This is a genomic window from Ensifer sp. YR511, assembly GCF_900103045.1.
GTDB lineage: Bacteria > Pseudomonadota > Alphaproteobacteria > Rhizobiales > Rhizobiaceae > Ensifer > Ensifer adhaerens.
The window spans coordinates 166,768-188,070 of record NZ_FNGR01000006.1 but is presented as its reverse complement, the minus strand read 5'-3'; the positions used below and the strand labels follow the sequence as shown (position 1 = coordinate 188,070).

The following is a 21,303-nucleotide window of genomic DNA, read 5'->3' as shown; positions in this document are numbered from 1 at the left end:
TCAGTATTGCCCGGCGGGCAGATGCACCACAAGGCCGTCGAGTTCAGCCGACACCGTGATTTGACAACTCAGGCGGCTGCGCTCGTTCGGATTGACGACGCACTCGATCATGTCCTGTTCCTGGAACTCGGGCGCCGGCAGGCGGTCGCTCCATTCGCCGTCGATGTAACAGTGACAGGTGCCGCAGGCGCAGGAGCCGCCGCATTCGGCAGCAATGGCGTCGATGCCGTTCTGCACGGCGGCTGACATCAGCGATTGGCCGATCTCCGCCTGAATTTCTTTCGTCGTGCCGTCCGCGTCGATGAAGACGATCTTGGGCATGGGTATGCTCCGATTGCGTATGTTGGTGTCGAGGATATGGGATCAGGCCGGCCGGATGGCGATCTTCAGCCGCTTGGGTCCACGGACAGAAAGACCGCGCTTGTATTCCGGCTCCCGGTCGACGAGTTCGATGGTTGGGAAACGGCGAAGCAGGGTGCTGAAGATGATATCCATGTCGAGGCGCGCGAGGTGGTTGCCGAGACAGAAATGCACGCCGCCGCCAAAGGCGAGATGACGGTTGGGCGTCCGGCCGATGTCGAACGTGTCGGCATTCTCGAACTGCTTGGGGTCGCGGTTGGCGGCGCCATAGAGCAGGCCGAACTTGGTGCCGCGCTCGAAGCGACGGCCGAAGATCTCGATGTCCTCGACGCAATGGCGGTGGAAGAACGGAAGCGGCGACTCGTAGCGGAACATCTCCTGCACGCCGGTCTGGATCAGGCCGGGTTCGCTCCGCAGCCGCGCCATCTGCTCGGGGAAGCGCAAGAGTGCGTGCATGCCGCTGCCAAGCACATCGATCGTGGAACCGTGGCCGGCCATCAGGATCAGCATGCAGGTGGAGATGAATTCGTCGAAGTTCATGGCGCCGGAGCGCTCCGCCTCGATCAGCACCGAGATGAGGTCATCCTTCGGCGCCCGCTCACGTTCGGCCTTCAACGCTGTCAGGTATTCGTAGAACTCGGTCGTATTGCGCTCGGCGAGCTCCTTGCGCGCGTCGGATCGGTCGACGTCGAAGAACTGCACGATGTTTTCCGACCAGATCCGCAGCTGCGGACAGTCCTCGTCCGGCACGCCGAGCAGGCGGCCGATGATATGGCCGGGAACATGGGCGGCCAGATCATCGACAAAGTCGATCTCGCCGCGATCGGCGAGGCTATCGATCAGCCGGTCGACATAGGCCTGGATCTGGTCGCGGAGCTTCGCAATCATAGCCGGTGTGAATAGTTTGAAGACCTGCTTGCGCAAGCGGTCATGCACGGCACCATCGCTGTCGAGCAGGCTGAACTGCACGAAACGCTCGTGGTGTGGCATGTCGTGCCAATTGGCGGCGCGCTGCAGTTTTGAGAGCTCTTCCTTGGTCGCGAGGTCTTCGAGCGAGCGCACCATGCGCTTGTCCATGACGATCGCCGAGACGTCCTCGAAGCGCGAGGCAAGCCAGATGTCGAAATCCGCAAAGTAGTGCAGCCCCTCTTTTTCGCGCAGCGCGCGATAGGTCGGATAGGGATCGCGAGCAAAATCCGGGGACAGCGGCGCGAAGGTGAAATTCGCGGCATCGCCATTCGGCGCGGCTTCGGTCATGGGCAATTCTCCGTGCATAAAGCTGCATGATAACGTCACTGCCGTAGCTCTGTGAATGGCGCCCTGTCGCAAGATGATGGACAAAACTCGCGTCGGATGCCAGAAAATGGCATGCTGACCGAAAGCGAAGAGATCCATTTCCACACCCCGGCAAAATTCGCAGGTGCGTTTCCCTATCTGGCGCTGGTGGCCGGAAGCCGGACGGCGCGCCCTGACGAGGCGCCGATCCGCAAACGGTTCCACCAGCACGTCTTCGTCTACACAACAGGCGGACGCGGGTTGATCGAGGTGCACGGTCAACGTTTCCCTGCCGAAACCGGCAGTGTTGCCTGGCTCGATACCTCTCAGGCCTATGCGCATAGCTGCGCTGCCGACAGCGAAAGCTGGCGTTATCTCTGGATGGGGATCGAGGGACACGGGCTTGATGCGCTCTACCAGTTTCTCGGCGTGCAGCAGTCGCCATTGTTCGTGCCGAGAGACCCGCGGAGGGCACAGGCGGCGTTCGAAAGTGTGAGCGGATTTCTTGCCGAACGCTCGCCGGCGACGGACGCCCTGTCGAGCGCCGCGATCGCGGGGCTGATGGCGGACATGATCGCGCCACGGCTGATCGGAGCCGAACCGGCCGAGGACAGGTCCGGTGAAGACCGTTTGCTTCAGGTGCTGTCGGTGATGCGCGGCGATCTCGCCAGGCCCTGGACGATCGACGATCTTGCGGCGCTTGCGCGGCTGAGCCCGTCGCAACTCTTTCGTCGCTTTCGCGATATGGTGGGAACGACGCCGATGGACTGGCTGCGCCACGAGCGGATCAACCAAGCGAAACGCCTGCTGGTTGGACCCGATGCCAAGGTCTCGGCGGTGGCCGCCGTCTGCGGCTATCCGGATCCCTATCATTTCTCGCGCGATTTCCGCCGCGTGACCGGATACACGCCGACGAAATTCCGGCGGGATGGCGGCTATTGAGGTCGCAGTCTTCGTCCGATTTCGGCGGCCAGCGAGGCCCTGGCGCACCGATAACCCGACCGGACGACCGGGTCATGCATTGATTCACACGATCAGGAACGGCTCCTTGAAGAAATGTTCCTCGAGATTGACGCCTTCGCCGCCGCGATCGACCACCGCGAAATCCGAGACGTCATCGAGCGGCGTCAGGATGCCGTGCCAGACATTGCGGGCGATGTTGACGCCCTGGCCCGGGGTGGTCTTGAAGGCGATCGGTTCACTCGGGCCTTCGTCGGTTTCCCGGGAGACGACGATCAGAAACGGGTTGTCGCTCAAGGGGATGAAGGCCTGGCTGCCGAGCGGATGGCGCTCGACCATGGTGAGTTTCAGCGGCAGCGGATAGGGTACGCCGCGCACCAGGCTGATCATGGGCCGGGCCTTTTCGCCTGTTGTATCGATCTTGGCGAGGTCGTGGTAGCGGGTTGCATTGCCCCCGTTGATGGGGAAGTTGTTGGCATTCTCCGTTTCGATCACGTCGCCGAAAGGCGCAAAGGCCTCCCGGGTCAACGGCTGTATGACGATCTCCTTCATGTGACGCTCCTCCGTCCAATGTTGATGGGTTGCCTGGAAGTTTGATCGCTTCGCCTCCTCGGCGAAACGATCTAGATGCCGGCTTTCGCAATACGCCCGAAGACACGCAGCCGGCTGACGCCGCCGTCGGGGAAGATGTTGAAGCGCACGTGGGTTACCGGACCCGCGATCGCGAGTGCGCTTGCTTCATAGGTGTGGATGCTGTCGGCGGCGAGTTTCTGCGGCGGCAGGACCTCGCGCCAGAACATCGACGATGCCGTAACGGCTGCGGCCACTTCGCAAGCGGTCGCTCCAAGGTCTGCAGCCTGCAGCGAACAGGCGTCCGGGTAGTTGCCCTTGAAGTGGGCGGTATCGACCACGATCCGGTCGATCTCGCCGCGCGCGGCGAGTTTCACCACGATCCAGTCGTTGCCGGGCTCGCGCCGCCGGCGGGTCTCCCAACCGTCGCCCATGTTGATGCCGCGTCCGGGCGCAAGCAGCCGCTGGTGGCCGTAGTGTCCGTTGGAATAGGCGATGATGCGCCCGCCGAGCAATGATGAGGCCAGATCGACCACCGCGTCGCCGATCGCTGCCCGGTCTAGCGCAGGCGCGCCGTAAACCCGAAGGCGGGCGACGCCGCCGTCGGGATAGATGCGCAAGCGCACATGGCTCCAGACAGAATCCGACCGCGCTTCGAAGTGATGCAGCGCGCTCGGGCCAAGCGGCCGAGGGCAGACCAGCTCCGTCCAGACCGTCCGATCGTCGGGGCCATCCGGTGCCAGGCAGGCGTCGATGGCGCAAGCGCTCGGGTAGTTGCCGGTGAAATGAGTGGTATCAACCTCGAAGCCCCGGATGAGGCCGTTCGTCGCGAGTGCCACGATGGCGTGGTCGTTGCCGGGGCCGCGGCGTCGCCGCGTCTCCCAGCCGTCCATCCACTTGCCGTTCTCGTCATAGACACCGGGATGATAGACCGGCGGCGCGTCCTGCAGCATGCGTTCGAGCGGCGCGAAGAACTCGTCGGTTGCAAAGACCGGCCGCGCGCCGAGACCGGCGGAGGCAAGGTTGATCGCGTTCAGCGCGAATTCGGGCGGGTTCACGCCGTCGATCGTCATCGCGAGACCCTCAGCTCGGCAGCATGTCCTTGAGGCGCAGATAGGCGATCCGCTCCACCTGCCGGCACGCGGTCTCGAACTCCGTATCGCGATCGTTGCCGATCCGGCTTTCGAAGGCGGCGAGGATCTCGTCCTTGCTGCGCCCCTTGACCGCCATGATGAACGGGAACTTGAACTTCTCGACATAGGCGGCGTTGAGCGTGGTGAAGCGTTCACGCTCGGCATCGGTCAGCGCATCGAGGCCGGCACCGGCCTGCTCGTTGGTCGAGCTTTCGGTCAGGCGCTTGGCCTGCGCCAGCTTGCCGGCGAGATCGGGGTGGGCGATCAGCACAGCAAGCCGCTCCTCGGCCGAAGCTTCGCGGAAGACTGCGGAAAGGGCGGCGGCAAGGCCGATCGCGGTGTCGTTGGCCGGCGAAAGTTCGCCCTGGAAGGCGCGCTTCGCGATCCACTTCGAATGTTCGAAGACGCCGCCGAACCTGGCGACGAACGCCTCTTCGCCAAGCCGCGACGGACGATCGTCCCAGGCCTTGTACGGGTAGTTTTCGGCCCAGTGGCGGGCGATATCGACGCGTTTTGCGAGCCACACCTTCTCGTGGCCCTGCACATAATCGAGGAAGCGGGCGAGTGCCGCGGCGCGGCCGGGCCGGCCGACGAGGCGGCAGTGCAGCCCGATGCTCAGCATCTTCGGCGCACCGGCCGTACCTTCGGCGTAGAGCACGTCGAAGCTGTCCTTGAGGTAGCTGAAGAACTGGTCGCCGCTGTTGAAACCCTGCGGCGTGGCAAAACGCATGTCGTTGCTGTCGAGCGTGTAGGGGATGACCAGCTGATGGCGCCCCGCATGCTCATGCCAATAGGGCAGGTCGTCGGCATAGGCGTCCGATACGTAGTCGAAGCCGCCGGCTTCGGTCACCAGGTCGAGCGTGTTGTCGGAACAGCGCCCCGTGTACCAGCCGCGCGGGCGCTCTCCGGTGACGATGGTGTGCAGCCGGACCGCTTCGGCGATCTCCTGGCGCTCGCGCTCCGGCGAAAAGTCCTTGTGTTCGATCCATTTCAGGCCGTGCGAGGCGATTTCCCAACCGGCGTCCTGCATGGCGGCGACCTGTTCCGGCGAGCGCTTCAGCGCGGTTGCGACGCCATAAACGGTGGCCGGCACGCCGCGCTCGCTGAACATGCGATGCAGCCGCCAGAAGCCGGCGCGCGCGCCATATTCGTAGATCGATTCCATGTTCCAGTGGCGCTGGCCCTGCCAGGCCTGCGCACCGACGATTTCCGACAGGAATGCTTCGGAGGCTGCGTCGCCGTGCAGCACGCAGTTCTCGCCGCCTTCCTCGTAATTGATGACGAATTGCACGGCGATCCGCGCGCCGTCGGGCCATGTGATCTTGAAGTTCGGGCCGTGGCCGTGAAGATCGCGGGGGTATCTCATCTAAGCAGCTCCTCCAGACATTTTCGTCTCTGCATCCAATTTCTAGCGGCATTTGTTTCGAGCCATTCCCCCCAAAAAATTTGAAAGTCTCGAATGATCCGGTCGCTACCAAGCGGGTGGGAATGCCGGAATACTGCGAGGTGGAAAGCTGACTTCGGGAGGAGCGAAAACTATGCAATCTCAGGGTGGAAACGCCGGCCGTTTGACGACGCACGTGCTGGATACGGCCAGCGGCAAACCGGCCGAAGGGCTGCGCATCGAGCTCTACCGGGTCGATGGCGATCGCCAGACGCATATCAAGTCCGTCAAGACCAATGACGACGGCCGCTGTGACGAGCCGCTTTTGAGCGGCGAGCGCATGCAGACCGGCACCTACGAGCTGCAGTTCCATGCGGGCGATTATCTCGGCGGCGCAGCCAAGCGCGGTGACAACCCGTTCCTCGACGTGATCCCAATCCGCTTCGGCATCGATAACCAGGGCGCGCACTATCACGTGCCGCTGCTGCTTTCGCCCTATGGCTACTCCACCTATCGCGGGAGCTGAGCAATGACGATCCAGATCCGCAACACCATCCGCTTCATCCTGAACCACCGCCTCGTCGAACTTGCCGATGTTTCGCCGGTTCAGACTCTGCTCGATTTTCTGCGCATCGACCGCAATCTGAAGGGCACGAAAGAAGGCTGCGCCGAGGGCGACTGCGGTGCCTGCACCGTGCTTGTCGGCCGCCTGCTCGACGGCAAGCTCAAGTATGAATCCGTCAATGCCTGCATCCGTTTCGTCGGCTCGCTCGACGGCTGTCATATCGTGACGGTGGATAGTTTGGCGCAGCCGGCTGGCCCGTTGCATCCGGTGCAGCAGGCAATGGTCGACACGCATGCCTCGCAGTGCGGTTTCTGCACGCCGGGCTTCGTGATGTCGCTCTATGGCCTCTGGATGGAGAACTCGAAGCCGTCGATCGCCGAAATCGAAAAGGCGCTGCAGGGCAATCTTTGTCGCTGCACCGGCTATGCCGCGATCATTCGCGCCGCCGAGGCGATCTCGACGATCGGCGATATCGGCAAGGATCCGCTGGTGGCCGAACGCGACCGGATCGCAGGCGAACTGGCAGCACTTCAGGACGGCCGTCGCGTGGAAATCGGCTCCGAGACCGAGCGCTTCATCCTGCCGGGCTCGGTCGATGATTTCGCCGCCGTGCTCGAAGCCAACCCGAAGGCGACGATCGTTGCCGGTTCGACCGATGTCGGCCTCTGGGTCACCAAATTCATGCGCGACATCTCACCGGTCATTCACCTGACCCATCTTGAAGAACTGCGCCGCATCACGGTCGATGCCGACGGCGTGACGCTCGGCGCCGGCGTCAGCTACGCCGAAGCCTACCCCGTTATCGTCGCGCACTTCCCTGAACTGACCGAGCTTTGGGATCGCATCGGCGGCCAGCAGGTCCGCAACATGGGCACCGTCGGCGGCAACATTGCCAACGGCTCGCCGATCGGCGACACGCCGCCGGCGCTGATTGCGCTTGGCGCCGCGATCACGCTGCGCAAGGGCGATCGCCGCCGCACGGTGGTGCTCGAGGACTTCTTCATCGCCTACGGCAAGCAGGACCGCGAGCCGGGCGAGTTCGTGGAAAGCGTGCGCATTCCTTTCGTTTCCGATAACGCGCGTGTGGCCGTCTACAAGGTGACGAAGCGTCTGGATGAGGACATTACCGCCGTCTGCGGCGGCTTCAACATCGCCTTCGAGGCAGGTCGGGTCAGCGACGCCATCATCGCCTTCGGCGGCATGGCCGCTACGCCGAAGCGAGCCGCTCATGTGGAGGCGGTGCTAAAAGGCGCCGAGTGGAACGAGGAGACGATCGAGCGCGCTGTCGCTGCCTTCGATCAGGACTTCACGCCGCTGACGGACTGGCGCGCCTCGGCGGAGTACCGCCAACTGGTGGCGAAGAACCTGCTTCGCCGCTTCTATCTCGAAACGCAGTCGAGTGGCGGCCAGCTCCGTCTCGATCGCACCATTGCCGTCGCGGTTTAAGGGAGGAAGCCATGAACGTGATGCAGCCCATCGACCGCATTCGCGGCGGCGTACACGAAAACGAACGGCACGAGTCCGGCCACAAGCATGTGTCCGGAACGGCCGAATATATCGACGATATTCCTGAGCCCCAGGGCACCCTGCACGGCTATCTCGGCCTCTCGCAGCGGGCACACGCCGACATTCTGTCGATCGACTTTGAGGCCGTGAACGCCAGCGAAGGCGTGATCGGCGTTCTGACGGCCGCCGACATTCCCGGCGAGAACGATATCAGTCCGGCGCACAAGCACGACGAACCGATCTTCGTCACCGACAAGGTGGAGTTCCACGGCCAGCCGATCTTCGCAGTCATTGCCACTTCACGCGAGGCCGCCCGCCGTGCCACAGCCAAGGTCAAGATCGAATATCGCGACCTGCCGCATGTGACCGACGTGCTCGAAGCGGCTGCCGCCAACTATCCGCTGGTCATCGATCCCTTGAAGCTCGAGCGTGGCGACATCGACGCCGGCTTTGCCAAGGCGAAGAACATTCTCGAAGGCGAGATGCGCATCGGCGGCCAGGACCACTTCTATCTGGAAGGCCAGATCTCGTTTGCCATTCCCGGTGAGGACGACGAGGTGCTCGTCTATTCCTCGACCCAGCACCCGGCCGAGACGCAGCACATGGTCGCGACCGTGCTTGGCGTTCCGTCGAACGCGGTCACCGTGAATGTGCGCCGCATGGGCGGCGGTTTCGGCGGCAAGGAAACCCAGGCCAACATTTTCGCCGCCGTTGCGGCCGTCGCGGCCAAGAAATACCGCTGCCCGGTCAAGGTTCGGCCGGACCGCGACGACGACATGAGCGCCACCGGCAAGCGTCACGACTTCCACGTGGACTACAAGCTCGGCTTCGACGACGAGGGGCGCATCGAGGCGGTGGACGCCGTTTTCTCGGCACGCTGCGGTTACTCGGCTGATCTCTCGGGTCCGGTCACCGACCGCGCGCTCTTCCATGCCGACAACTGCTATTTCTATCCGAACGTGCGCCTGCGCTCGCGTCCGCTGAAGACCAACACCGTTTCCAACACTGCGTTCCGCGGTTTTGGCGGCCCTCAAGGGATGGTCGGTGGCGAACGAATGATCGAGGACATCGCCTATGCCGTCGGCAAGGACCCGCTGGAAATCCGCAAGCTGAACTTCTATGGCGGCGAGGGCCGAAACCTCACGCCCTATCACCAGACCGTGGAAGACAACATCATCGGCCGCATTATCGAGGAACTGGAAACCTCGGCGGATTATGCCAAGCGTCGCGAAGCGGTGATCGCGTTTAACCGCGAGAGCAATGTGGTGAAGCGCGGCATCGCGCTGACGCCGGTAAAGTTCGGCATCTCCTTCACCAAGACCGAGTACAACCAGGCCGGCGCGCTTGTGCATGTCTATACGGATGGTTCGATCCATCTGAACCATGGCGGCACCGAGATGGGGCAGGGGCTCTATACCAAGGTCGCCCAAGTGGTGGCCGACGAGTTCCAGGTCGATCTCGACCGGATCAAGGTGACGGCGACGACGACCGGCAAGGTGCCGAACACGTCTGCAACCGCGGCGTCCTCCGGCTCCGATCTCAACGGCATGGCCGCTGCCAATGCCGCCCAACAGATCAAGGAACGGCTGGTGAAGTTTGCTGCCGAGCGCTGGAACGTCGCCGAGGCCGATGTCGTCTTCGAACCGAACGTGGTGCGGATCGGAGCGGAACGCTTGAGCTTCAACGAGTTCATCAAGATCGCCTATGGCGCCCGCATCCAGCTTTCGGCCGCCGGTTTCTACAAGACGCCGAAGATCCACTGGAACCGCGCCGAGGGCCGAGGCCGGCCGTTCTTCTACTACGCCTATGGCGCCTCGTGCTCCGAGGTCAGCGTCGATACGCTGACCGGTGAATATCAGGTCGACCGCACGGACATCCTGCACGATGTCGGCCGCTCGCTGAACCCGGCGCTCGATCTTGGTCAGGTCGAAGGCGCCTTCGTTCAGGGCATGGGCTGGCTGACGACGGAAGAGCTCTGGTGGGATGCCAAGGGCCGGCTGCGCACGCACGCGCCCTCGACCTACAAGATCCCGCTGGCTTCGGATCGGCCACGCGTCTTCAACACCCGGCTTGCCGAGTGGTCGGTCAACCGCGAAGAAACGATTCGCCGCTCGAAGGCTGTCGGCGAACCGCCGTTCATGCTCGGCATCTCCGTGCTGGAAGCCTTGTCGATGGCGGCCGCGAGCGTTGCGGAGTATCGTATAGCACCGCGCCTTGATGCGCCGGCAACGCCGGAACGGGTGTTGATGGCGATCGAGCGGCTGCGGGCGGCCGCACGGCAGAAAGGGTAACAGGGGCTGATTGTCATGGTGGCGAGCCGCGAGGATATCAGGGACTTTCTCCGACGCGAGCGCGACTGCGTGCTTGTGGAGGTGACCGGTGCCGCCGGTTCGACGCCACGCGATACCGACGCCTGGATGCTCGTCGCCGCCGATAGCCTGTTCGGCACGATCGGCGGCGGGCAACTCGAATACATGGCGATCGACCATGGCCGGCGGGCGCTGAAGCGTGGCGACGCGCCGGAGGCGATGACGATCCCGCTCGGACCGGAGATCGGCCAGTGTTGCGGCGGGCGCGTGGCGCTTGCCTTCACACGAATCGATCGGGAGAAAGCCGCCATGCTGATTGAACGCAGCGACCTGGAAATCGCCAGCCGGCCGCATGTCTATGTCTTTGGCGCGGGCCATGTCGGCGATGCACTGGCGATGGCGCTCTCCCTGGTGCCGGTGCGCACCGTTCTCGTAGATACCCGCGAGAACGAGCTTTCGGCCGTTGCCGACATTCCCGGCATCGAGACCTGCCTGACGGCGATGCCGGAGGCAGTGGTGCGCGACGCGCCCCCCGGCAGCGCCTTCGTCATCCTCACCCACGACCACGCGCTCGACTTCCTGATCGCGGCAGAAGCGCTTCGCCGCGACGATGCCTCCTATGTCGGTATGATCGGGTCGAAGACGAAGCGCTCCACTTTCAAGAACTGGCTGTCGCGCGAGATCGGTCGACCGGACCTCTTCGACCGGCTAGTCTGCCCGATCGGCGGCACGACGGTGAAGGACAAGCGGCCAGCGGTGATCGCTGCGCTTGCCGCCGCCGAAGTCATGGCGGCTGCGCTCAATTTTCGCCAGCCGGTGCAAGTGGACATCTCGCGTCGGCCGGCTGCCGCCAAGCTTGCTCGTTAGCAAATCCGCCCGTCAGCGGAGCGCCGTTTCGCCCCGGTGCGCACCGTTGAGGTGGAGCGCAAAGCCGTTGATGCGCGGGTCGCCGACCTCCGGTCGGAGTTCAAGCGTCGGGATTGCATAGTCCCCGCCGTTCTGCCGGCGATAGGGAATGGGCGCAGTTGTCGCGAGCGTGTGCATTCTTTCTTTCAGTTGTTCCGCCGTGGCTTGAAAACCAGCGTCGTCAAGGCTGTCTACGCGGTAGGCGACGAACGGCGGGAGCACGTCGTAACCGGGATAGAAGAGGATCCCGTGGTTGATCGGGAAGAGCAGGTCGTCGATCGGCCCGTTCACGCCCCGCGGCGAATAGTGCTCCTCCCAGCCGCCCGTCGTCACGACAAGCATGGCGCGTTTGCCGGCCAGCGTTCCCTCGCCGAAGCGCCTGCCCCAATATTTGTCGCTGTGCTCGCCGACGCCATAGGCAAAACCATAGGCATAGACGCGGTCGACCCAGCCTTTCAGGATCGCCGGCATTGAATACCACCACAGCGGAAACTGCAGAATCAGCGCGTCGGCCCAGAGCAGCTTTTCCTGCTCGGTCTTGACGTCGGCGGTCAGCGTATCGGTGGCAAAGGCCTCCTTCGACGCGCGGCTCGGCTTGAGCCGGGCATCGGGGGCAAGGGCCGGAAAATCGGCGCGACCGATCTCGGACTTCCATCCCTCGGCATAGAGATCGGTGACACGAACCTCATGGCCTTCCGCCTCAAGCGTCTTGACGGCGATATCGCGCAGCGCGCCGTTCAGTGAACGCGGTTCGGGGTGGGCATAAACAAGCAGAACTTTCATGGTCGATATCCTCGGTGCCATCAACTGAGACTCTAGGTAGACCGCCCCATCCCTATGCGGTAGATATTCGAAATGCATAGGATCATGCCGAAAAATGGATAAGTCTGATGTTACGCTTGAACGCATGCGCACCTTCGTGCGCGTCGCCGAGCGGGGCAGTCTTTCGGCTGTTGCGCGTGAGTTCGGCATCGGCCAGTCGACGGTGACGCGGCAGCTGCGAGAGCTCGAGGAAGCGATCGGCGTGCCGCTGCTTAGCCGCACCACCCGTCGCGTCACGGTGACCGACGAAGGCAGCCGTTACTACGCCGATAGCGTCCAGATTCTGCGACTGGTAGAACAGGCCGGCGACGAAGCGCGCGGTGCGCGTGGGGCTGCTGCCGGTACCATTCGTGTGTCCTGCACGTCCGCATTGGGAGTGCTGCACGTTACCCGGCTGATCTTTGCTTTCCAGGACAGGCATCCCGACATCGGCGTCGATCTGAGCCTGACCGACGAGCGCATCGACCTCGTGCGGGAAGGCATCGACGTCGCGTTGCGGCTCGGGCCGCTTAGCGACAGCTCCATGAAGCTTAGGCCGCTTGGGCAGAGCCGGCGTCTTCTGGTGGCTGCTCCGGCCTACCTGGCCGCGCGCGGATTTCCGCGCGCCCCAAGCGACCTCTCGGCGCATGAGGGGATCCGCATGTCGAACATTGCCGGCAGTGACAGGCTCAACTTCGAAGCCACAGACGGGCGGCATCTGTCCGTGCCCTTCGGTGGACGCCTTCGCATCGATCATGGGCTTGCTGCACGTGAGGCCCTCGTCGCCGGCCGGGGCATCGCGCCTGCCCACCGATGGCTCGTCGACGATCTGGTCGAGGCCGGCCTGTTGGTGCCGCTGCTTCCGGACTATTCATTGCCTGCGGTGCCGCTCAGCCTGCTGATCGTGCCGGAACGCTCTGGCATCGCCCGTGTTCGTCTGTTGGTTGATTTCCTGGTCGAGGCGATCGGCAACCTTCCGGGGATCGAGAGGTCCAGAGCCTAGCGGCCTCGGCCGTCCGCCAGCTGCGACAGCGTGATCCCTAACCCGAATGGATCGGTTGCATGACCCGTGCGCCGTAAGCCATACCACAAATGTGTCGCTTACCCTTTGCTTCCGGATCTGTCTATCATCAGTAGTTTCTAAAATAAGGTTGACGCTGAGGTCGACCTTAGCGGAAGTAACGCGTCCAGGATTTTCTTTAGTGCTTTTCAGACAAATCGCGTTTTACGCAATTGCACAGAGACGGGGACGCATCAGATCGGGAGACGACTATGAAGAAACTGACGCGTGCTCTGCTCTTGTCCACGGCATTCGCGGTGCTGACGCACTATAGCGCGCCGTTCATGATCGGCGTTGCCCACGCCGATGGGGGTACTACCAGTGGTGAAGGCAGCACGGGCGGCACCGGTGGTGATGGTGGTACGGGCGGTGATGGCGGTACGGGTGGTACCGGCGGTGACGGTGGAACGGGGGGCGGTGGCGGCACGGGCGGCACCGGTGGTGATGGCGGCACGGGCGGCGATGGCGGTGGCACCGGTGGTGACGGTGGTGGCACGGGCGGTGATGGCGGCGGCACCGGTGGTGACGGTGGTGGCACGGGCGGTGACGGTGGTGGCACTGGTGGCGATGGCGGCGGCACCGGTGGCGACGGTGGTGGCACGGGCGGTGATGGCGGCGGCACCGGTGGCGATGGCGGCGGCACGGGCGGTGACGGTGGTGGCACGGGCGGTGATGGCGGCGGCACTGGTGGCGATGGCGGCGGCACCGGTGGCGACGGTGGTGGTACCGGCGGCGATGGCGGCGGCACGGGTGGTGACGGTGGCGGCACCGGCGGTGACGGCGGCGGTGGCGGCAAGCCCAAGCACGCCAACAACGGCTTCGGCAACGGCGGCGGTGACGGCGTTCCCGGCAAGTCGAAGCACAGCGACGTGAAACGCTGATCTCTGAAAAATATTGAGGGCGCGCCGCATCGGCGCGCCTTCTTTCTTTTGCAAACCACGTTGAGATCGCCCGGCACCGGGCGAAAGAATCGGCTCTCCGTCGATAGGAGCCGCCGGCAGGATGCCTAGGGTGTGCAGTCTTGCTCCTTGGTCCAGGCCGAAGCGGCCGGAAGACGAACGGTCAGGCCAGCATTCCGTTGATCAGGCGCTGACAGCGCTCGGCCATGTAATCGATCATCAGTCGCACCTTCGGGTCCTGGAACCGCTTGTGCGGATAGATCGCCGCAAGCTGCACGCTGAGCGGCGGCGTGTCGACGAGGATCGGCACGAGTGCGCCGGAATTGATGTGCGCCTTCACCTCGAACAGCGGCTTGTTGATAATGCCGCGGCCGTCGAGCGCCCACTGCGTCAGGACGTCGCCGTCGTCGGAATCATAGGGTCCGGTGACTTCGAGCTTGCGCACGCCTTCCATGGTCTGGAGCGTCCAGAAATACTCTTTCGAACCGGGATACCTGAGCAGCAGACAGTCGTGCTTGTCGGCGATGAGTGCGTCGGGCGTCTGAGGGATGCCCCGCTTCTCGAAATAGGCAGGCGCACCGCAGACAACGCGCTCGCAATTCATGATGCCGCGCATGCGCAGGTTCGAATCTTCGAGGATGCCGAGCTTGAAGGCGACGTCGACGCCTTCCGACAGGATATCGACATTGTGGTCCGACAGGCGAAGCCGCACTTCGATGTCGGGATACTTGTCGTGAAACTCCGGAATGCCCGATGCAATCAGCCGCCGACCTATCCCCAAAGGAGCGGTAATCTTCAGCGCGCCCTTCGGATTGCGCGAGAGATCGGCGATCGCATTTTCTGCTTCGTTGACAGCCTCGAGGATCTTCACCGCGCCGTCGTAAAAGACGCGACCGTGCTCCGTCGGGGTCAGCTTGCGCGTCGTCCGATTGAACAGGCGAACGCCCATATGGCGTTCCAACTCTTTGATTCTATTGCTTGCAACCGCCGGCGTCACGCGCTGGTCGCGACCCGCTGCCGACAGGGTTCCAAGCTCTACGACGCGTACGAAGACGCGCACATTGTCCAGATAAGACATGCCTCCGTCCCACTCCTTCAGGCTCTCTCTAGCCTATCCATTCCGTCGCTATTTTATAGATTTTTTTGAAAGTGTTGGTGAAGCAGCGACGTTCCCGCGACCTCCAGCAATGACACATAATGGTCCGAGGAGAAATGGGAGAATTTCATGTACGACTATGCCATCGCCTGGGATTGGCTGACCTTTGCCGTGAGATGGCTGCACGTCATCACCGCCATTGCATGGATCGGTTCGTCCTTTTACTTCGTCGCCCTCGACCTCGGTCTGAAGAAACATCCCGGCCTGCCGGTCGGCGCCTATGGCGAGGAATGGCAGGTGCACGGTGGTGGCTTCTACCACATCCAGAAATACCTGGTTGCCCCGGCCAACATGCCGGAGCACCTGATCTGGTTCAAATGGGAGTCCTATGTCACCTGGCTCTCCGGCTTCGGCATGCTCTGCCTGGTCTACTACGCCGGCGCCGACCTCTACCTGATCGACCCGAACGTGCTCGACGTCTCGAAGCCGGTGGCGATCGCCATCTCGCTCGGCTCGATTGCCTTCGGCTGGCTCGCCTATGATACGATCTGCAAGTCGCCCTTCGGTCGCGACAACACCCGACTGATGGTGCTGCTCTACTTCATTCTGGTCGGCATGGCCTGGGGCTACACGCAGCTCTTCACCGGCCGCGCAGCCTTCCTGCATCTCGGTGCGTTTACCGCAACGATCATGTCGGCCAACGTCTTCTTCATCATCATTCCGAACCAGAAGGTGGTCGTCGGCGACCTGATCGCTGGCCGCACGCCCGACGCCAAGTACGGCGTGATCGCCAAGCAGCGCTCGACCCACAACAACTACCTGACGCTGCCGGTTCTGTTCCTGATGCTGTCGAACCACTATCCGCTGGCGTTCGGTACCCAGTACAACTGGATCATCGCCTCGCTGGTCTTCCTGATGGGCGTGACCATCCGCCACTATTTCAACACCCGTCACGCGAACAAGGGCAACCCGACCTGGACCTGGCTCGTAACCGCGCTGCTCTTCGTCGTCATCATGTGGCTGTCGACCGTGCCGAAGATTCTTGCCGGCGGCGAGGAGGCGAAGATTTCCGCCGCGCAACAGCCGTTCGTCACCGCGGAAGCCTTTCCGAAGGTCCGCGACACGGTGCTTGGCCGCTGTTCCATGTGCCATGCCAAGGAGCCGGGCTGGGAGGGCATCGTCGTCCCGCCGAAGGGCGTGATGCTCGAGACCGACACTGAGATCGCCAATCACGCGCGTGAAATCTACCTGCAGGCCGGCCGCAGCCACGCGATGCCGCCCGCCAATGTCACCGGCGTATCGGACGAGGAGCGGCAGCTGCTCGTCGCCTGGTACGAATCCGTCGTGAATGGAGGAAAGACCCAATGACCGATCTGCTGATCCGCGGCCGTGTGCTGACCTTCGTCGAGGAACCGAAGGGCATCGACGGCACTACCTCCTATCGCTACTTCGAAGACGGCGCCGTGCTCGTGCGCGGCGGCAAGGTTGCCGATATCGGTGATCACGCCGATGTCGCCCGTCGTGCCGGTGCCGGCGTCAAGGTCGCCGACCATCGCCCCCATCTGGTGTTGCCAGGCCTGATCGATACGCATCTGCATTTCCCGCAGACGCAGGCGATCGCCTCCTACGGCGCCCAGCTTCTCGAATGGCTGAACACCTACATTTTCGTCGAGGAGCAGAAGTTCCGCAAACCGGAGCACGCCGACTTCATCGCCGGCCGTTTCCTGGATGAGCTTCTGGCGAACGGCACGACGACGGCGGCCGCCTATTGCTCGGTGCATCCGGAGAGCGTCGACGCCTATTTCGGGGCGGCCGAAGCGCGCGGCATGCTGATGATTGGCGGCAAGGTGATGATGGACCGCAATGCGCCCGATGCGCTGCGCGACACGGCGCAGCAGGGCTATGACGAGACGAAGGCGCTGATTGCCAAGTGGCACGGCCGTGGCCGCGCGCACTACGCCATCAGTCCGCGCTTTGCCATTACCTCGACGCCGGAGCAGATGGAGGCGAGCCGCGTGCTCGTCGCCGAGCATCCGGAGTGCTACGTCCAGACGCATCTCTCTGAAAACAGGGACGAAATCGCCTTCGCCACGTCGCTCTATCCGGAGGCGAAGGACTATACCGACATTTACGCGCGCTACGATCTGCTGACGCGCAAGACCTTGCTCGGCCACTGCATCTATCTGAGCGACCGCGAGATTTCGGTACTCGCCGAAACCGGTGCCGTCGGCAATTTCTGCCCGACCTCGAACCTGTTCCTCGGCTCGGGTCTCTTCGATCGCGATCGCTTCGACAAGCTCGGCGCCCGCTGGTCGGTCGCGACCGATGTCGGCGCCGGCACCAGCTTCTCGATGCTGGAGACGATGGACGAGGCCTACAAGGTTCTGCACCTGCAGGGCCAGCGGCTGACGCCATTCAACTCCTTCTACCGCATGACACTCGGCAACGCCCGGGCGCTCGATCTCGACGACCGTATCGGCTCGCTGCATGTCGGCGCCGATGCCGATATCGTGGTGCTTGATAGCCGCGCCAAGCCGTCGATGGACTTGCGCATGCGGGTTGCCGGTTCGCTTGTCGAGGAACTCTTCATCCTGCAGACGATGGGTGACGACCGATGCGTGGCCGAGACCTATGTCGCCGGCAAGCCGATGAAGGGAGCTGCACGCGCTGCGAAGGACGCAGCCACCTCGGCAGTAAAGAGCCTCGAAACGGCCTAAGGCGCGTCCGCCCCTGCTGGCTCGCCAGCATTGCTTATTATAACGCCGCGTGTCCGGATCGGACGCGCGGCGTTTCTGTTGGTCGGGGTTTAAAGCTCTTCCGGTCGCTTGCCGCCCATCGCCTTGGTCAGCGCATCCGCGCGTTCGCGCACGATGGGGCCGAAGGTCGAGAGCTTCTGATCGCTGACGCGGACCGACGGGCCCGAGATGGATATGCCGGCGATCGTTTCGCCATATTCGTTGAAGATCGGAGCGGCGACGCAGCGCATGCCGAGCGTGTGCTCCTCGTCGTCGACCGACCAGCCGCGGTGGCGGATCTCCTGTATATCCTTCAACAGCGCCGGCAGTGTATCGCGCGTCTTGTCGGTGAAATGCGCGAGTTCGCGACCGTGGAGCAGCTGGGCGATCTCCTTGTCGGACCAGGTGGACAGGATGGCCTTGCCGATGCCGGAGGCATGAACCGGACCGCGGCGGCCGGGACGGAAGAAAGCGCGCATCGGCGCGTGGCTTTCGACCTGCGAAATGAAGACGACGTCGCCGCCTTCCTCGATGCCGATATTCGCCGTCTCGCCGCTTTCCTCCATCAGTCCTTTTAGAAACGGCCGACTGATGGTGCCGAGCTTGCGGAAGCGCAGATAGGCGTTGCCGATCTCGAACGCCTTCAAGCCGACTGTCCAGGCGCCCGTGTCCGGGTCGTGCATCACCATGCCGTGGCCGGCAAGCGTTGCCAGCAGCCGGTGCACGGTCGACGGCGCCATGCCGGTCTCGTCGGCGAGCTGGGTGAGGGTTGAGCCGTCGCCTTCGGCCACGACCGTCAAAAGGGCGAGACTGCGATCAAGCACCTGGACGGATGAAGGGGCGGCGTTCTCGCCCGCCTTGCGTCCGCGTTTTCCCCTGCCGTTGCCGTCCATAAAAGCCTCTCTGCAAATCACGTGTCTCGCCCATCATCCTCTATCAGGCCATGCCGCGATTTTCTCCGAATTATTGAAGATCTTTATTTCCACATGCTGGAAATGAATTCCATTTGCGTGTTGCGTATCGACGATAATGGATTATTGTTTCAGGAAATTGGAGGAGTTCCCATGGCTAAGATGCGTGCCGTTGACGCGGCTGTTATTGTTCTGGAAAAGGAAGGCATCGACTGTGCCTTCGGCGTACCGGGTGCCGCCATTAATCCGTTCTACTCGGCGCTGAAGGCGCGCGGCTCGGTTCGTCATATCCTGGCGCGCCACGTCGAAGGCGCTTCCCACATGGCCGAAGGCTATACGCGCGCCAAGCACGGCAATATCGGAGTCTGCATCGGCACGTCGGGCCCGGCCGGCACCGACATGATCACCGGCCTCTATTCGGCCTCGGCGGATTCGATCCCGATCCTCTGCATCACCGGCCAGGCGCCGCGCGCCCGTCTCGACAAGGAAGATTTCCAGGCTGTCGATATCGCCAAGATCGCAGCACCGGTCACCAAGTGGGCGGTTACCGTCATGGAGCCGGCGCTCGTTCCCTTCGTCTTCCAGAAGGCGTTTCACATCATGCGCTCCGGCCGTCCCGGCCCGGTGCTGATCGACCTGCCGGTCGACGTCCAGCTTGCCGAGATCGAATTCGATCCGGACACCTACCAGCCGCTTGAAGCCTACAAGCCGAAGGCGACGCGGGCCCAGGCCGAGAAGGCGATCGCGATGCTGAACGAAGCGGAACGCCCGCTGATCGTTGCCGGCGGCGGCATCATCAACGCCGATGCATCGGACCTTCTGACAGAATTTGCCGAAATCACCGGAATTCCGGTCATTCCGACGCTGATGGGCTGGGGCACGATCCCGGATGACCATCCGCTGATGGCCGGCATGTGCGGCCTGCAGACCTCGCATCGCTACGGCAATGCCAACATGCTCGCCTCCGACTTCGTGCTCGGCGTCGGCAACCGCTGGGCAAACCGCCACACCGGCAACGTTCCGACCTACACGGAAGGCCGCAAGTTCGTTCACGTCGACATTGAGCCGACGCAGATCGGCCGCGTCTTCGCGCCCGATTTCGGTATCGTCTCGGATGCCGGCGCTGCGCTGAAGCTCTTCCTCGATGTCGCGACGGAATGGAAGACGGCGGGCAAGCTGCGTGACTGGTCCGCCTGGGCGGAGGAGTGCCGCGAGCGCAAGCGCACCATGCTGCGCAAGACCCACTTCGACCAGACGCCGCTGAAACCGCAGCGCGTCTATGAAGAGATGAACAAGGCCTTCGGCCGCGACACCTGCTACGTTTCGACCATCGGCCTCAGCCAGATCGCCGGCGCCCAGTTCCTGCACGTCTACAAGCCGCGCAACTGGATCAATTGCGGCCAGGCCGGACCGCTCGGCTGGACCTTGCCTGCGGCACTCGGTGTTCGCGCTGCCGATCCGGACCGAACGATCGTGGCACTCTCAGGCGACTACGACTTCCAATTCCTGATCGAGGAGCTGGCTGTCGGCGCCCAGCACAAGCTGCCTTACCTGCATGTGGTCGTGAACAATTCCTATCTCGGCCTCATCCGCCAGGCGCAGCGCGGTCTCAACATGGACTTCGAAGTCAGCCTCGCCTTCGACAACATCAACGCGTCGGGCGATGCGGAGAAGGGTTACGGCGTCGACCACGTCGCGGTTGCCGAAGGTCTCGGCTGCAAGGCGATCCGGGTGCGCAGTCCGAACGAGTTCCAGGAAGCCTTCGACCGGGCGCGCGCGCTGATGGACGAGCACCAGGTTCCCGTCGTCATCGAGTTCATCCTCGAGCGCGTCACCAACATCTCCATGGGCGCCGACATCAATGCAGTCGTCGAGTTCGAGGAACTGGCGCTGCGCGGCGAGGACGTGCCGACCGCGATCACGGCCCTGCTCGACTGAGCCTTGAATGACTGAGGAGATGCGGGCGCTCCGCCGCCCGCATCGCTCACAAGACAAACACAAGGAGGAAACATCGCATGGCGAAGTTCGCTGCGAACCTGACAATGCTGTTCAACGAGGTGCCGTTCCTCGATCGTTTCGCCCTTGCTGCCAAGGCCGGCTTCGAGGGCGTGGAATATCTGTTTCCCTACGAATTCGAAAAGGTGAGCCTGCGCGCAGAGCTTCAGCGCCATGGCCTGACCCAAGTTCTGCACAACCTGCCGGCCGGCAACTGGGCGAGCGGCGAACGCGGCATCGCCATCCTGCCTAACCGGGTCGACGAGTTCCGCAAAGGCGTGGCGAGCGCCATCGACTACGCGACGGCGCTCGACTGCAAGCAGGTCAACTGCCTGGTTGGCATCGCGCCTCACGGTGTCTCTGAACAGGTGCTGCGCGACACGCTGGTCGCCAATCTCAAGCTTGCTGCAAGCGAACTCGGCAAGCAGGGCATTCGCCTGCTCATCGAACCGATCAACGACTTCGATATTCCGGGCTTCTATCTCAACACGGTCGAGCAGGCGGCTTCGATCATTGAGGAGGTCGGCAGCGACAACCTGTTCATCCAGTACGACCTCTACCACCAGCAGCGCACGCAGGGCGAGTTGATCGGCACCTACAAACGCTTTGCCGATCGCATCGTTCATGTCCAGCTTGCCGACAATCCGGGCCGCAACGAGCCGGGCACCGGCGAGATCAACTATCCCTTCGTCTTCGACGCGCTGGAAGCGGCCGGCTACGACGGCTGGATCGGTTGCGAATATAAGCCGCGCACCACGACTGCCGAGGGCCTTGGCTGGCTCGGCGCCGAGCGCCAGCGCACCCAATCCGCAGACATCATCAAGATCAGGAGCTAAAC

The 21,303-nt window shown here is 63.1% G+C and carries 19 protein-coding genes; 11 read left to right on the top strand and 8 right to left on the bottom strand.

Features of this window, described 5'->3' with window-relative positions:
• Positions 1 to 321 carry a 2Fe-2S iron-sulfur cluster-binding protein gene (locus BLU15_RS13875; RefSeq protein WP_043613820.1) on the bottom strand — a complete coding sequence of 107 codons (321 nt, stop codon included), beginning with the start codon at positions 319 to 321 and terminating at the stop codon, positions 1 to 3.
• Positions 322 to 363: 42 nt separating this feature from the next.
• Positions 364 to 1,617, bottom strand: a complete 1,254-nt coding sequence (locus BLU15_RS13870) for a cytochrome P450 (protein WP_090295961.1) — start codon at positions 1,615 to 1,617, stop codon at positions 364 to 366.
• Positions 1,618 to 1,728: 111 nt separating this feature from the next.
• Between BLU15_RS13870 and BLU15_RS13865 the strand changes: the two genes are divergently transcribed.
• Positions 1,729 to 2,577: a helix-turn-helix transcriptional regulator gene (locus tag BLU15_RS13865; protein WP_159416072.1), complete on the top strand. Its 849-nt coding sequence runs from the start codon at positions 1,729 to 1,731 to the stop codon at positions 2,575 to 2,577.
• An 84-nt stretch (positions 2,578 to 2,661) separates the two neighbouring features.
• On the opposite strand, the gene BLU15_RS13860 is transcribed toward BLU15_RS13865, so the two are convergent.
• The 3 genes from BLU15_RS13860 to puuE all read right to left on the bottom strand — a co-directional run bounded on the left by BLU15_RS13860 (position 2,662) and on the right by puuE (position 5,664).
• A complete protein-coding gene (locus BLU15_RS13860; protein ID WP_034799348.1) occupies positions 2,662 to 3,147 on the bottom strand; it encodes an ureidoglycolate lyase in 486 nt (161 codons plus the stop codon).
• A 71-nt stretch (positions 3,148 to 3,218) separates the two neighbouring features.
• Complete coding sequence (gene alc / locus BLU15_RS13855; protein ID WP_090295956.1) at positions 3,219 to 4,238, bottom strand: allantoicase; 1,020 nt, start codon at positions 4,236 to 4,238, stop codon at positions 3,219 to 3,221.
• Positions 4,239 to 4,248: 10 nt separating this feature from the next.
• Positions 4,249 to 5,664, bottom strand: a complete 1,416-nt coding sequence (puuE, locus tag BLU15_RS13850; RefSeq protein WP_090295953.1) for an allantoinase PuuE — start codon at positions 5,662 to 5,664, stop codon at positions 4,249 to 4,251.
• 172 nt (positions 5,665 to 5,836) lie between these two features.
• On the opposite strand from puuE, the gene uraH reads away from it, so the two are divergent.
• Genes uraH through xdhC form a run of 4 tightly spaced genes read left to right on the top strand, consistent with a single transcriptional unit; the run spans position 5,837 to position 10,929 of the window.
• Positions 5,837 to 6,208 carry a hydroxyisourate hydrolase gene (uraH, locus tag BLU15_RS13845; protein WP_034799357.1) on the top strand — a complete coding sequence of 124 codons (372 nt, stop codon included), beginning with the start codon at positions 5,837 to 5,839 and terminating at the stop codon, positions 6,206 to 6,208.
• A gap of 3 nt (positions 6,209 to 6,211) precedes the next feature.
• Positions 6,212 to 7,693 (top strand): xanthine dehydrogenase small subunit, encoded by a 1,482-nt coding sequence (xdhA, locus tag BLU15_RS13840; protein ID WP_090295951.1) that lies wholly within the window; start codon positions 6,212 to 6,214, stop codon positions 7,691 to 7,693.
• Positions 7,694 to 7,704: 11 nt separating this feature from the next.
• Positions 7,705 to 10,044 (top strand): xanthine dehydrogenase molybdopterin binding subunit, encoded by a 2,340-nt coding sequence (xdhB, locus tag BLU15_RS13835; RefSeq protein WP_090295948.1) that lies wholly within the window; start codon positions 7,705 to 7,707, stop codon positions 10,042 to 10,044.
• 18 nt (positions 10,045 to 10,062) lie between these two features.
• Positions 10,063 to 10,929, top strand: a complete 867-nt coding sequence (xdhC, locus tag BLU15_RS13830; protein WP_060521827.1) for a xanthine dehydrogenase accessory protein XdhC — start codon at positions 10,063 to 10,065, stop codon at positions 10,927 to 10,929.
• 12 nt (positions 10,930 to 10,941) lie between these two features.
• Here the strand turns inward: xdhC and BLU15_RS13825 are convergent, their stop codons facing one another.
• Complete coding sequence (locus BLU15_RS13825; RefSeq protein WP_090295947.1) at positions 10,942 to 11,751, bottom strand: NAD(P)H-dependent oxidoreductase; 810 nt, start codon at positions 11,749 to 11,751, stop codon at positions 10,942 to 10,944.
• A 94-nt stretch (positions 11,752 to 11,845) separates the two neighbouring features.
• On the opposite strand from BLU15_RS13825, the gene BLU15_RS13820 reads away from it, so the two are divergent.
• Positions 11,846 to 12,772 carry a LysR family transcriptional regulator gene (locus BLU15_RS13820; protein ID WP_090295945.1) on the top strand — a complete coding sequence of 309 codons (927 nt, stop codon included), beginning with the start codon at positions 11,846 to 11,848 and terminating at the stop codon, positions 12,770 to 12,772.
• A gap of 269 nt (positions 12,773 to 13,041) precedes the next feature.
• Positions 13,042 to 13,710 (top strand): hypothetical protein, encoded by a 669-nt coding sequence (locus BLU15_RS13815; RefSeq protein ID WP_176960290.1) that lies wholly within the window; start codon positions 13,042 to 13,044, stop codon positions 13,708 to 13,710.
• Between the two features lie 181 nt (positions 13,711 to 13,891).
• Here the strand turns inward: BLU15_RS13815 and BLU15_RS13810 are convergent, their stop codons facing one another.
• Entirely contained in the window at positions 13,892 to 14,806 is a 915-nt protein-coding gene (locus BLU15_RS13810; protein WP_034799367.1) for a LysR family transcriptional regulator, read from the bottom strand.
• A gap of 147 nt (positions 14,807 to 14,953) precedes the next feature.
• Here BLU15_RS13810 and BLU15_RS13805 point away from each other — a divergent pair, with 147 nt between their 5' ends.
• A complete protein-coding gene (locus BLU15_RS13805; RefSeq protein WP_034799370.1) occupies positions 14,954 to 16,192 on the top strand; it encodes a urate hydroxylase PuuD in 1,239 nt (412 codons plus the stop codon).
• On the top strand, positions 16,189 to 17,541 hold the full coding sequence (gene guaD, locus BLU15_RS13800) for a guanine deaminase (RefSeq protein WP_090295943.1): 1,353 nt from the start codon (positions 16,189 to 16,191) through the stop codon (positions 17,539 to 17,541). The genes BLU15_RS13805 and guaD overlap by 4 nt, the downstream gene beginning before the upstream one ends.
• A gap of 89 nt (positions 17,542 to 17,630) precedes the next feature.
• On the opposite strand, the gene BLU15_RS13795 is transcribed toward guaD, so the two are convergent.
• The gene (locus tag BLU15_RS13795) at positions 17,631 to 18,452 is read right to left on the bottom strand and encodes an IclR family transcriptional regulator (protein ID WP_034799375.1); all 822 of its coding nucleotides are present in this window, start codon (positions 18,450 to 18,452) and stop codon (positions 17,631 to 17,633) included.
• Positions 18,453 to 18,623: 171 nt separating this feature from the next.
• Here BLU15_RS13795 and gcl point away from each other — a divergent pair, with 171 nt between their 5' ends.
• Both gcl and hyi read left to right on the top strand, forming a co-directional pair.
• A complete protein-coding gene (gene gcl / locus BLU15_RS13790) occupies positions 18,624 to 20,408 on the top strand; it encodes a glyoxylate carboligase (RefSeq protein ID WP_034799378.1) in 1,785 nt (594 codons plus the stop codon).
• A 77-nt stretch (positions 20,409 to 20,485) separates the two neighbouring features.
• Complete coding sequence (hyi, locus tag BLU15_RS13785) at positions 20,486 to 21,301, top strand: hydroxypyruvate isomerase (protein WP_060530281.1); 816 nt, start codon at positions 20,486 to 20,488, stop codon at positions 21,299 to 21,301.
• Positions 21,302 to 21,303 lie beyond the last annotated feature (2 nt).

What these genes read in the sequence shown, in the direction of transcription:
- xdhA (WP_090295951.1), top strand. Translation starts at nt 6,212, where the DNA reads ATGACGATCCAGATCCGCAACACCATCCGCTTCATCCTGAACCACCGC.
- BLU15_RS13820 (WP_090295945.1), top strand. Translation starts at nt 11,846, where the DNA reads ATGGATAAGTCTGATGTTACGCTTGAACGCATGCGCACCTTCGTGCGC.
- hyi (WP_060530281.1), top strand. Translation starts at nt 20,486, where the DNA reads ATGGCGAAGTTCGCTGCGAACCTGACAATGCTGTTCAACGAGGTGCCG.
- puuE (WP_090295953.1), bottom strand. Translation starts at nt 5,664, where the DNA reads ATGAGATACCCCCGCGATCTTCACGGCCACGGCCCGAACTTCAAGATC.
- uraH (WP_034799357.1), top strand. Translation starts at nt 5,837, where the DNA reads ATGCAATCTCAGGGTGGAAACGCCGGCCGTTTGACGACGCACGTGCTG.
- BLU15_RS13795 (WP_034799375.1), bottom strand. Translation starts at nt 18,452, where the DNA reads ATGGACGGCAACGGCAGGGGAAAACGCGGACGCAAGGCGGGCGAGAAC.
- BLU15_RS13865 (WP_159416072.1), top strand. Translation starts at nt 1,729, where the DNA reads ATGCTGACCGAAAGCGAAGAGATCCATTTCCACACCCCGGCAAAATTC.
- BLU15_RS13825 (WP_090295947.1), bottom strand. Translation starts at nt 11,751, where the DNA reads ATGAAAGTTCTGCTTGTTTATGCCCACCCCGAACCGCGTTCACTGAAC.
- guaD (WP_090295943.1), top strand. Translation starts at nt 16,189, where the DNA reads ATGACCGATCTGCTGATCCGCGGCCGTGTGCTGACCTTCGTCGAGGAA.
- BLU15_RS13805 (WP_034799370.1), top strand. Translation starts at nt 14,954, where the DNA reads ATGTACGACTATGCCATCGCCTGGGATTGGCTGACCTTTGCCGTGAGA.
- BLU15_RS13875 (WP_043613820.1), bottom strand. Translation starts at nt 321, where the DNA reads ATGCCCAAGATCGTCTTCATCGACGCGGACGGCACGACGAAAGAAATT.
- BLU15_RS13815 (WP_176960290.1), top strand. Translation starts at nt 13,042, where the DNA reads ATGAAGAAACTGACGCGTGCTCTGCTCTTGTCCACGGCATTCGCGGTG.
- alc (WP_090295956.1), bottom strand. Translation starts at nt 4,238, where the DNA reads ATGACGATCGACGGCGTGAACCCGCCCGAATTCGCGCTGAACGCGATC.
- xdhB (WP_090295948.1), top strand. Translation starts at nt 7,705, where the DNA reads ATGAACGTGATGCAGCCCATCGACCGCATTCGCGGCGGCGTACACGAA.
- BLU15_RS13870 (WP_090295961.1), bottom strand. Translation starts at nt 1,617, where the DNA reads ATGACCGAAGCCGCGCCGAATGGCGATGCCGCGAATTTCACCTTCGCG.
- BLU15_RS13860 (WP_034799348.1), bottom strand. Translation starts at nt 3,147, where the DNA reads ATGAAGGAGATCGTCATACAGCCGTTGACCCGGGAGGCCTTTGCGCCT.
- gcl (WP_034799378.1), top strand. Translation starts at nt 18,624, where the DNA reads ATGGCTAAGATGCGTGCCGTTGACGCGGCTGTTATTGTTCTGGAAAAG.
- BLU15_RS13810 (WP_034799367.1), bottom strand. Translation starts at nt 14,806, where the DNA reads ATGTCTTATCTGGACAATGTGCGCGTCTTCGTACGCGTCGTAGAGCTT.